The following is a 5,570-nucleotide window of genomic DNA, read 5'->3' as shown; positions in this document are numbered from 1 at the left end:
ATGGTCGATGGCGCCCGCGGCCATGTCGCTGTCGATGGCGAGCTGCTTGCCGGGCATGCCGTCGAGGGCGAAACGCGCGCCGACCTCGGCCATGCGGCCCGCGCCCTTGGTGATGACGATGAAGTTGACGATCATCAGCACGGCGAAGACCACGAGCCCGAGGAACACGCTGCCGCCCATGACGAACATCGCGAATCCCTCGATCACGTCGCCCGCGGCGCCGGTGCCGGTATGGCCCTGGCCGATGATCAGCTTGGTCGAGGAGACGTTGAGCGAGAGCCGCAGCATCACGGCCGCCAGAAGCACCGTGGGAAAGGCCGAGAAATCGAGCGGCCGCTCGATGAAGAGCGTGACCGTGAAGATCAGGATCGCAATCGCGAAAGAGGCCGCGAGGCCGATATCCAGCACCCAGGCCGGCATCGGCAGGATCATCATCACGATCACCGCCATCAGCGCGAGCGCGAGCAGGATCGTCGGGCGGAAGAGTTCCTTGAGCGTCAGGTTCGGCATGGACGCCCCCCGCCGTTTACGCAAGCCGCGTCGCGGCAAGGGGATGCGCCCGCGTCAGGGGCGGGCAGCGCGGGCGCGCGACGGGATCTGGGATATGCCATTCTGGCCTGTCCGGGTCCTTGGGGGGTCTGTTCGGTCCACCTGAAGCCTAGGGCGGTGCGGTTGACAAAAGCTGAATCCCCGCAGTCTCAGCGTGTGCCTGTCCCGGCGAGCAGATCCTTGAGCCGGTCGCGCATGACCGCGCTGCCCTCCAGCAGATCGCGCGCGCCCGCGAGGCTGGGCGCCTGCGCGGGGTCGAAGGCGGCGGCCGGGGTTGTCTGGCGGATGGCGGCATAGCCGCTCTGGCCGTCGGGGCCGGCGGTCTCGACCGTGGACCAGTCCCGCTCGCGCCAGGCCAGCGCGGCCTGGCGGGCGGTATCGCCGGCGGCCCCGTAATAGTGCGCCGCCTCGGCCAGATCGCCCCGGGCGCGGGCGGCCTCGGCACGCAGGAGGTCGGCCTCGGGCGTGTCGAGCCCCGAGAGATATTGCGCCGCTTCGCCGGGCCGACCCGCGGCCAGCGCGAGGCGGGCCCGCACGAGCCGTTCCTCGTCGATGCCGAGCGGCGGGAGGTCTGCGACGACCTCGCCCGCGCGGGGCGCGAAGCCGAGATCGAGCAGCCGGTCGGCCGCGGCCAGCCGCGCCCGGGGCGTCAGGGCCGCATCCGGCGTGGTCAGCACGCCCGCGAACGCCTCGCGCAGCATGTCGGCATCGGAGCCGTCGCGGGCGAGCGCGCGCACGAGGTCGGAGGACAGCTCCTCGACGGAGTCGAGCCCGTGATGGCGCAACATGCCGAAGGCCGTCCCGAAATTGCCCTGGGCGGCATGGCCGCGAATCGCAAGCTGCACGAGGCGCCCGCCCAGCGGGGTGTCGCGCCGTTCATAGGCAAGCGCCTCGGCCAGGCGCAGGGTGTCGGGATCGGGGACAAGGCCGGACTTCAGCTGGTTCTCGATCCTGAGGGCCACGGCCTCGGGCGAGGCGGGTCCGCCTTCGGACAGGATGTCGTCGATCCGGGCCTCGGCGGCCTCGGTCTCGCCGCGGGTGATGTCGATCCGGGCCTCGACGATCGTCAGTTCGCCCGTGCGCGTCTTGTCGCCCGCCCGCGCCACGGCATTTCGGATCCGCGTCGCGGACTCGGTCGCGCCGGAATCGAGGAAACGCTCGGCCAGGATGGGGCCGAGATGGCGGCGCAGATGCAGCGGAAGTTCCGAGAACCCGCGGATCACTGCGGCCTCGTCGACCTCGGAGTTGGAGGGGATCCGCGGCCAGGCGAGGGACGCCCAGAGGGCCGCGCGGGTGGGGCAGGAAAGCTGGCCGTCGAAGACCGAGGGCGTTTCGGCGACGCCTTCGTCGATGATCGCGGCAAGCTCGCGCCAGACCGCGGCCGGCGGGGTGTCGAGCCGGACCGTGTCGATCACCGCCCTTGCCTCGGCCCCGAAGCCCAGTGCCAGGTAGGCGCAGACCAGTTGCTCGGCGCCCGCCGGATCGGTCGCATCGCGTATGTCGAGCAGCGCGCCGCGCCCTTCGGCGATCAGCGCGGCGGGGTTCCTGTCCTCGCCCCAGGCGGCAAGGTCGAAATAGGCGTCGGGATAGCAGGGATCGCCCAGCGCCGAACGCCCCTGCCCGCTGGCTTGGGGGCCATAGCCGCGGTCGATGCTGGTCTCGACATGGATGTTCGGCCGTGCCTCCAGCCCGGCCAGCAGGGCGCCGGCATCGGCGGCGTCCGGCGCCGGAGCGCGATCCTGTGCGGGCGGCGGCGGTCTGTCGGGGGTGATGTCGGCGGGTTCGAGCAGGCCCTGGGAGGCGGCCCGGCCGATCTGCTTCATCAGTTCCGACCGGGCGCTTTCAACCTTGGGATCGGGCGGGGCGGCGACGGGCCGCGGATCGGTCGGAAGGAACCGTCCGACCACCGGCGACGGCGTCATGCGCCCGATATCGAGCGGCAGGCGCACCTGCGGCCGGGGGAGGACGACCGGCGGCGGCGCGGGCGGTGCATCCAGCGGCGCCTCGAAGGGCGAGTTGGCGGGCGCGGGACCGTTGCGCAGGTCGAGCACCAGGATGCCCGGACGCAGCAGGAACGCCTCGGCATGGACATTGTCGGAAACGGCAAGCGCCACGACCCCGGGTTCGGCCCGGCCGATCGCGGTCAGGCGGGTGCGGGGGATCAGGTTGAACACGTTGCCGAAGGCGAAATCGAGCCCCGCATTGCCGAAACGCAGCAGGTAACCGTCGGCGCCGCGCCCCAGCGTCCAGGTCTCGTCGGCCGGGATCTCGAAAACGAGCCGCGAGAAATCCGCGTGCTCGCCCGAGCGGATCGCGACGGTCTGGGCCAGGGAAGGCGCCCAGAGCAGCGCGAGAAGAATGGCCAGAAGGCCCCGGTGGATCATGCGGCCTCCTGCTTGGTGGCCTTCAGCGCCTCTTCGAGTTCGGAGAAGCTGGGCCGCATCGCGCCGGGCGTGTTCTGGCGGCCGACCTCGATGCAGATCGTGGGCGGGTGGTTGTGCAGGTTGGCGACCAGCACCTCGCGGATGAGGTGGTAGAAATGAGCGTCTTCCTCGGTGACGGCGCGCACCCGCACGGCGAAGGGGCCCACGAAACCATAGGCGAGGAACACGCCGAGGAAGGTGCCGACGAGCGCACCACCGATCATCTTGCCCAGGATCTCGGGCGGCTGGTCGATCGAGCCCATGGTCTTGATCACGCCGAGAACGGCCGCGACGATCCCCAGCGCGGGCAGGCCGTCGGCGACGGTCTGAAGCGCGTGGCTGGAATGCATGGCGTGGTGCACATGCGCCTCGAGCCGTTTTTCGAGCACCTCCTCGACCTGGTGGGGATCGTCATAGTTCATGCTGGCCGCGCGCAGGGTATCGCAGATCAGTTCGACCGCGGTGGAATCGGCCGTGATCTTGGGATACCGGCCGAAGATCGCGGAATCGGCGGGCGCCTCGATATGGGATTCCAGCTCCAGCGGGTTCTGCCGGGCGACGCGGATCATCTCGAACAACAGGCACAGAAGATCGCGGTAATCCGCGGGTTTCCACTTGGGTCCCTTGAAGATCTTTCCGATATCCTTGAGCGTGTGCTTGATCGACGCCATGTCGTTGCCGATGGCGAAGGCCCCGACCGCGGCCCCGCAGATCATCATCATCTCGAATGGCAACGCCTTGATGATGATCCCGAGCTTGCCGCCTGCCAGCAGGTAGCCCCCGAAGACCATCGCAAAGATGATGACGATGCCGACGATGCCGATCATGGCAGCTCCGATCCGATCCGTTCCGGACGCACTCTCGCAGGCGCGCGTTAATAAAGACTGATTATTCCCTTGGCGCCCGCGCGTTGCGGCCCGCCAAAATCACGCTGATCGAATAGGCAAGCGGCGGATCGAGCCCCGCCAGGACCGCCGCGGCTGCGTCGGGCCGCATCCGGCCGAGGAACCCCGCCGCGAATTCGGGGGCCATCTCGGCAAAGAGCGCGGCAGCCTCGTCGGGCTTCATGTTCTCGTACACGGCGGTCAGCCGGGCGACATCGGTTTCGGCCGCGTCATCCGCGATGGTCAGGGTGGACTGAAGCGCGGCCTGCGCAGCCTCGAGGGCGGCGATCTGGCGCGCGACCTCTTCTCCGGCGATGTCGAGCGTGGCGGCGCGCTCGTCCAGCAGGGCCTCGCGCGCGGCGACCTCGGCTTCGCGGGCCTGAAGGGCGGCCAGGATGGCGGCGATGTCGGGCGGCGGCGGGCAGGGCTCGGCGATGGCCTGGGTTTCGGACGGCTTCTGGGCCATGCCGCGGATCTCGTCGGTCAGCGCCTGCGCGGTGCCGCCGCCGAAACGGATCAGGCCCGAGGCGAGGAAAAGTCCCGCGATCACCGGAAGCACGGCGCCGCCGCTGCGAAAGGGCGAAAGTTTCCGGGTCATTCGGCGGCCTCCGGAACGCGACGGCGGAAGAGGACAGCCGGGGCCTCTGCCGGGGCTGTTTCTTGCTGGGCTGCTGTGGGCGGCGCGGGCGGTGGAGGGGCGGCCGGGGCTGGCGCCTGCGGCGCCTCGGCGGGCAGGTCATGCATCGCCGCGATCAGCAATTCGAGGCGCCGCGCCACATCCTCGGCCCGCTCGGTCAGGCTTTGCAGCCCGTCGGTCGAGTGGCGCGCGGTGCTTTGTGCCCCTTGCAGGACCTTGGTCATGTCGTCGACCTGCGCCGAGAGCACGGCTATCGCGCCGCCCATGCCATTTTCCAGGTCGTTGAAGCGCCGCAGGCGGCGCGCCAGGACATGACAGTAGAGCGTGGCGCCCAGCGCCCCGGCGATCAGCAGGATGTCGGCGATCAAGGCCATTCTCGCCTCCTCAGTTCAGCACGAATTCGGTGATCAGAAGGTCGCGCACCCGATTCGGCCCGGTGACGAGCTGGACCCGGCGCAGCATCTGCGCGCGGAGCGTGATCAGGGCGGTCGGTCGCTCGAACTCCGCGGCCTCGACGGCGCGCAGGTAGCTGTTCAGCACATCGAGCACGCGCGGCATCAGCAGGGCCACTTCCGGCTGGTAAGCGGGCGTCACCTCGAGCTGGGCCTGAAAGCGCAGATGGCGGCGCTGCGACTCGGGGCCGAGCGAGATGATCATCGGCTCGACCGGCACGAAGGCCACGCTGCCCAGCATCGAATCGGTCACCTTGCCCGAGCTGTAATGGGCCGCGGCCTGCTTGTCCGACCCGCCGAGGATCATGCCGGAATAAATAGCGAAAAAGGCCCCGCCACCCAGCACGAGCGCCCCGACAACGCCGAGGATCAACGGCTTTTTGGACCGTTTGGGGGGCGCTTCTGCCCCGTCGATTTCCGTACCGGCCATTTCACGGCCTCCTTGACTGTCCCGACCTCTATAGCCGCGGGAGGGCTAACCGATTGTTAAGCCCGTCCTGCGATGGATATGCGGCAGAAACGGGGCAGAAGCCCCCAGGATCGGGAGACCCGACTTGCAGCAGCTGATGGCCATTTGGACCGGGCTGACCCCGCGCCGCCGGGTGATCGTGATTCTGGCGACCGT

6 protein-coding genes are annotated in these 5,570 nt (G+C 69.5%); all 6 read right to left on the bottom strand.

Annotated features, from left to right (window positions below; genetic code table 11):
• Positions 1 to 510 (bottom strand): FHIPEP family type III secretion protein (locus tag ENN83_RS06715; protein ID WP_287185430.1); only part of this gene is annotated, 510 nt, incomplete at its 3' end.
• A 188-nt stretch (positions 511 to 698) separates the two neighbouring features.
• On the bottom strand, positions 699 to 2,933 hold the full coding sequence (locus ENN83_RS06710; protein WP_287185429.1) for a hypothetical protein: 2,235 nt from the start codon (positions 2,931 to 2,933) through the stop codon (positions 699 to 701).
• Positions 2,930 to 3,799, bottom strand: coding sequence for a flagellar motor stator protein MotA (gene motA, locus ENN83_RS06705; RefSeq protein WP_287185427.1), 870 nt, complete (start codon positions 3,797 to 3,799; stop codon positions 2,930 to 2,932). The genes ENN83_RS06710 and motA overlap by 4 nt, the downstream gene beginning before the upstream one ends.
• A 61-nt stretch (positions 3,800 to 3,860) precedes the next feature.
• Positions 3,861 to 4,454 (bottom strand): MotE family protein, encoded by a 594-nt coding sequence (locus ENN83_RS06700; RefSeq protein ID WP_287185425.1) that lies wholly within the window; start codon positions 4,452 to 4,454, stop codon positions 3,861 to 3,863.
• Positions 4,451 to 4,867: a DUF6468 domain-containing protein gene (locus ENN83_RS06695; protein WP_287185423.1), complete on the bottom strand. Its 417-nt coding sequence runs from the start codon at positions 4,865 to 4,867 to the stop codon at positions 4,451 to 4,453. Before ENN83_RS06695 ends, ENN83_RS06700 begins: the two co-directional genes overlap by 4 nt.
• Before the next feature lie 10 nt (positions 4,868 to 4,877).
• On the bottom strand, positions 4,878 to 5,375 hold the full coding sequence (locus ENN83_RS06690) for a flagellar basal body-associated FliL family protein (RefSeq protein WP_287185422.1): 498 nt from the start codon (positions 5,373 to 5,375) through the stop codon (positions 4,878 to 4,880).
• Between the last annotated feature and the right edge of the window lie 195 nt (positions 5,376 to 5,570).

It is taken from the genome of Rhodovulum sp., assembly GCF_011048875.1.
GTDB classification, from domain to species: domain Bacteria; phylum Pseudomonadota; class Alphaproteobacteria; order Rhodobacterales; family Rhodobacteraceae; genus Rhodovulum; species Rhodovulum tesquicola.
This window is presented reverse-complemented; position numbering and strand designations above follow the sequence as displayed.